This window comes from Streptomyces sp. RP5T, assembly GCF_003933965.1.
Lineage (GTDB): Bacteria > Actinomycetota > Actinomycetes > Streptomycetales > Streptomycetaceae > Streptomyces.
The window spans coordinates 1-3,980 of the sequence record NZ_RSAJ01000699.1 but is presented as its reverse complement, the minus strand read 5'-3'; the positions used below and the strand labels follow the sequence as shown (position 1 = coordinate 3,980).

The following is a 3,980-nucleotide window of genomic DNA, read 5'->3' as shown; positions in this document are numbered from 1 at the left end:
GTCGGGGGCCTCGGGGCGGGCGGCGACGGCGGTGACGGTGGCGGTGGCGGGACCGGAGACTGCGGGAGCGGAGGCGGCCGGGGTGGTACCCGAGGTGCCGGTGCCTGCCGGGGTGGCGCCGCCCGGGGGAGCGGGTGTGCCGGAGTCCGGTGTCCCGTGTCGTCCGGGAGCGCCCCCGGTGACGCCGGTCCCGTCCAGCGGCACCGCCCCCTGCGCCCACAGCTTCAGCCCGCCGAACAGCACGAACATCACGCCCGCGATGACGAGGTTGACGACGAGGGAGGCCAGGAAGAGGAACACCGGGCTGCCGGTCAGGTGCTCGCGCTCGACGATGCCGTTGACGATCGTGCCGTAGATGCTGATCGGGGAGAAGCCGCCGCCCTGGGCGCCGTGCACCACCATCGCGCCCATCAGCAGCGGACTGATCCCGTACCGCGCGGCGAAGCTCAGCGCGATCGGCGCGACGATCGCGACCGCGGCCGGGCTGACCGCGCCAATCGCCGTCAGCGCGCCGGTGAGCGCGAACATCACCCACGGGATCAGCGCCACCCGCCCGCGCACCAGCCGGATCGACGCGTGGACCAGCCAGTCGGTGGTGCCGTTGGCCCGCGCGATCGCGAACAGGTACGTCACGCCGACGAGGACGACGAACAGGTCGCCGGGGAAGCCGGCGAAGATGCCGTCCGCGTCGAGGTCGGCGACCAGCTCTCCCACCGCGAAGGCGGCGGCGAAGGCGAGAGCGCCCATGTTGACGGAACGGGTGGTGGCGATGACGAACACCACGACGAGGACGAGGATCGAGATGAGTTGGGGGGACATACGGGCTCCCGTCGTTGGGCCCCGGAGCGGTGGGAGGGACGAGCGGCTCACTGGTTCACTGGCTGATTGGTTGATTGGCTGAGCCACTCGGCCAATGGGGGGATGGCTGGTTAGCGTGGTGCGGGACGTGCGGTACGTCAAGGGTGCGCGCAGAATTGGCTCAGCCACTTTGCCAATTGACCGCCTATGGGGGTGTTACCCGGAGTGTTACTCTCCCGACGAACGAGAGGGGGACCCGTGACCGACGCCCTGCGCCCCATGTCCAAGCCACGCCTCTACGAACAGGTGTTGGACCGGCTGCGCCAGTACGTCACCGAGGCCGGGCTCCGGGCCGGCGACCGGCTCCCGCCCGAACGCGACCTGGCCACCCGTCTCGGGGTCAGCCGGGCCTCCGTGAAGCAGGCCATCGTCGTGCTGGAGGTCCAGGGACTGGTCGAGGCCCGGCACGGCGGCGGCACGTACCTCGTCCGCGACAGCCTCGACGTCGAGCCTGTCGAGAAGATGGTCGAGCGGCGCCGGCGGTTGCCCGACGTCCTCGACGCCCGCGAGGCCCTGGAGACCAAGCTCGCCGAGCTGGCCGCCGAGCGCCGCACCGACGAGGACCTGGTCGCGATGCGGACGGCCCTCGCGAGGATGGCCGGCGAGATCGAGGACGGCGGTCACGGCGTCGAGGGCGACCGGCTGTTCCACGCGGCGGTCACCGCGGCCGCGCACAGCAGCCTGCTCGCGGAGTTCATGCGCTCCATCGCCGACCAGATCGCCGAGAGCCGCACCGAGTCCCTGCGCCAGCCGCACCGCCCCGAGCGATCCCTCGCCCAGCACCGGGCGATCCTCGACGCGATCGCCCTGCGGCGCCCCGGCCAGGCGGCCACCGCGATGCGCCGCCATGTCCGCACGGTCGCGAAGGTACGGCTGCTGGACTGGGAGCCGGAGGACGGCGAGTAGGGGGCCGCGGGCACCTACCGCCCCGCCTCCGCCAGCACCGCCTCCACCACCGTCGGCAGCGACCCGGGATGCAGGAACAGGAAGAGGTTCGGCTCGACCAGCTCCAGTTCCATGACGCGGGGCCGGCCGTCCTCCCCGTCGACGAGGTCCACGCGCGCGTACAGCAGCTCCGGCGCGTCCGGTACGGCGGCCAGCGCGCGCTCGGCGACGGCGACCTCGGCCGGGGTCGGCGTCCAGGGCTCCAGGCCCGGGTGGGCGACCTTGACCGCGTCGAAGGCCGTACCGGGAGCCAGGACGGCCCGCTTGCGGCTGGCGTGCAGCAGCCGGCCCCCGAAGAACTGCAACGCCCGCTCACCGCCCGCGTCGATGCCCCGCATGTACGGCTGCACCATCGCGGTCAGCCCCTCCGCGTGCATGCGCTCCAGCTGCCGTACGGCACTCCCGTGCTGCTCCGGTGTGTACCGGGCGGCATAGCGCGCGCCCGCCCCGGACGTGGGCTTGACGACGTACTCGTGGCCGGGCAGATCGGCCGGGGCACCGGGCGCGAGGTAGCGGGTCGGCACCACCGGCACCCCGGCCTCCGCGAGTTCCCCGAGGTAGCGCTTGTCGGTGTTCCAGCGCACGACGGCCGCCGGGTTGGCGAGCCGCGTCTCCTTGCCGCACCGCTCCGCCCACGCCACGAACTCGGCCTGCCGCCAGCTGTAGTCCCAGGTGGACCGGATGACGGCCAGGTCGAAGCCGGCCCAGTCGGTGTCACCGTCGTCCCAGCACACGGCCTGCGCGTCGGCCCCGGCCTCGCGCAGCGCCGCCACCAGCACGGGCAGGTCGGCGTCCTTGCTGGGCTCGGGCCCGGGGTCGTAGGTGACGAGGGCGATTCGGGGCACGGCGGGTTCCTTTCCCAGACGGCCATACGGCTCGACCGGCAGGCTAACCGCGACGGACGCAACCGCCGCAACCGCTTTACCTTCCCCCTCGGTGAAGCCCCACCATCGGGGCGAGGAACGGAGGAGGCCGTATGGAGTGGCTGACGATCGGGGCCTTCGCGCGGGCGTGCCGTCTGTCGCCGAAGGCGCTGCGGCTCTACGACGAGCTGGAACTGCTGCGTCCGGCCCGTGTCGACGCGGAGACGGGCTACCGCTACTACACCCCGGCCCAGCTGGAACAGGCCCGGCTGGTGGCGTGGCTGCGGCGGCTGGGCATGCCGCTGGCCCGCATCCGCACGGTGTGCGCGCTTCCGCCCGAGGCCGCCGCCGGGGAGATCCGGGCGTACTGGGCGGGCGTCGAGGCGGAGACGGCCGTACGGCGGGATCTCGCCGCGTTCCTCGTCGACGAGCTGACGGCCGCACCGAGGAAGGACACCAGCGTGCTCGAACTGCGTTACCGCGCCCACTCGGACCCCGGCCGGGTCCGTCCAGCCAACCAGGACACGGCCTACGCGGGCGCCCGCCTCCTCGCGGTCGCCGACGGCTACGGCCCGGCGGGCGCCCCCGCCAGCAGCGCGGCCGTGGCGGCCCTGCGGTTCCTGGAGAGCGCCGAGCTGCCGGCCGGCAACGTCCTCAACCTGCTGGAGGACGCCGTGCACGGGGCGGGCGAGGCGGTGCGGGAGGTGGCCGCGGGCGCCGACGGGAACGGCACCACCCTCACCGCCCTGCTGTGGACCGGCTCCCGGCTCGCCCTGGTCCACATCGGCGACTCGCGCGCCTACCTGCTGCGCGGCGGGGGCCTCTTCCGCATCACCCACGACCACACGGTGGTCCAGTCGCTCGTCGACGAGGGCCGGCTGACCGCGGAGGAGGCGGTCACGCATCCCCAGAGGGCCCTGCTCCTCAAGGCCCTCACGACGGGCACCCCGGACCTGAAACTGCACGACGCCGAGCCGGGGGACCGCTACCTGCTGTGCTCCGACGGTCTGCCCGCCGTCGTCCCCGACGCCACCGTCCGCGACCTGCTCACCACCGCCGGCACCCCCGACCAGGCCGTGCACGCGCTGGTCGACGCGGCGAACGCGGCGGGCGGCCCGGACAACGTCAGCTGCGTGGTGGCGGACGTGGTGGAGAGGACAACCTGATCCGGCCGCCCGGTGTGCGGCGGCGGGCGGTCAGCGCACGGTCAGCCGTTGCAGCAGACCCCACGTGAACTCGGCGACCACCTCCCGTCGTACGCCCTCCTCGTCCGGGGCGGTGAACGCCAGGCCCCAGCGGGTCGGGGCCGTGCCC

Annotated in this window: 4 protein-coding genes; 2 read left to right on the top strand and 2 right to left on the bottom strand. The window is 73.6% G+C overall.

The features are described from left to right. Window positions 1-819 (bottom strand): SLC13 family permease (locus EHS43_RS39450; protein ID WP_260470920.1); only part of this gene is annotated, 819 nt, incomplete at its 3' end. 237 nt (window positions 820-1,056) lie between these two features. On the opposite strand from EHS43_RS39450, the gene EHS43_RS39445 reads away from it, so the two are divergent. Further along, window positions 1,057-1,764 (top strand): FadR/GntR family transcriptional regulator, encoded by a 708-nt coding sequence (locus EHS43_RS39445; RefSeq protein ID WP_125195383.1) that lies wholly within the window; start codon window positions 1,057-1,059, stop codon window positions 1,762-1,764. A gap of 14 nt (window positions 1,765-1,778) precedes the next feature. Here EHS43_RS39445 and EHS43_RS39440 read toward each other — a convergent pair whose 3' ends face one another. After that, the gene (locus tag EHS43_RS39440; RefSeq protein WP_125195382.1) at window positions 1,779-2,648 is read right to left on the bottom strand and encodes a RimK family alpha-L-glutamate ligase; all 870 of its coding nucleotides are present in this window, start codon (window positions 2,646-2,648) and stop codon (window positions 1,779-1,781) included. Between the two features lie 131 nt (window positions 2,649-2,779). On the opposite strand from EHS43_RS39440, the gene EHS43_RS39435 reads away from it, so the two are divergent. Beyond that, entirely contained in the window at window positions 2,780-3,832 is a 1,053-nt protein-coding gene (locus tag EHS43_RS39435; RefSeq protein ID WP_125195381.1) for a MerR family transcriptional regulator, read from the top strand. The last annotated feature ends 148 nt before the right edge of the window (window positions 3,833-3,980 follow it).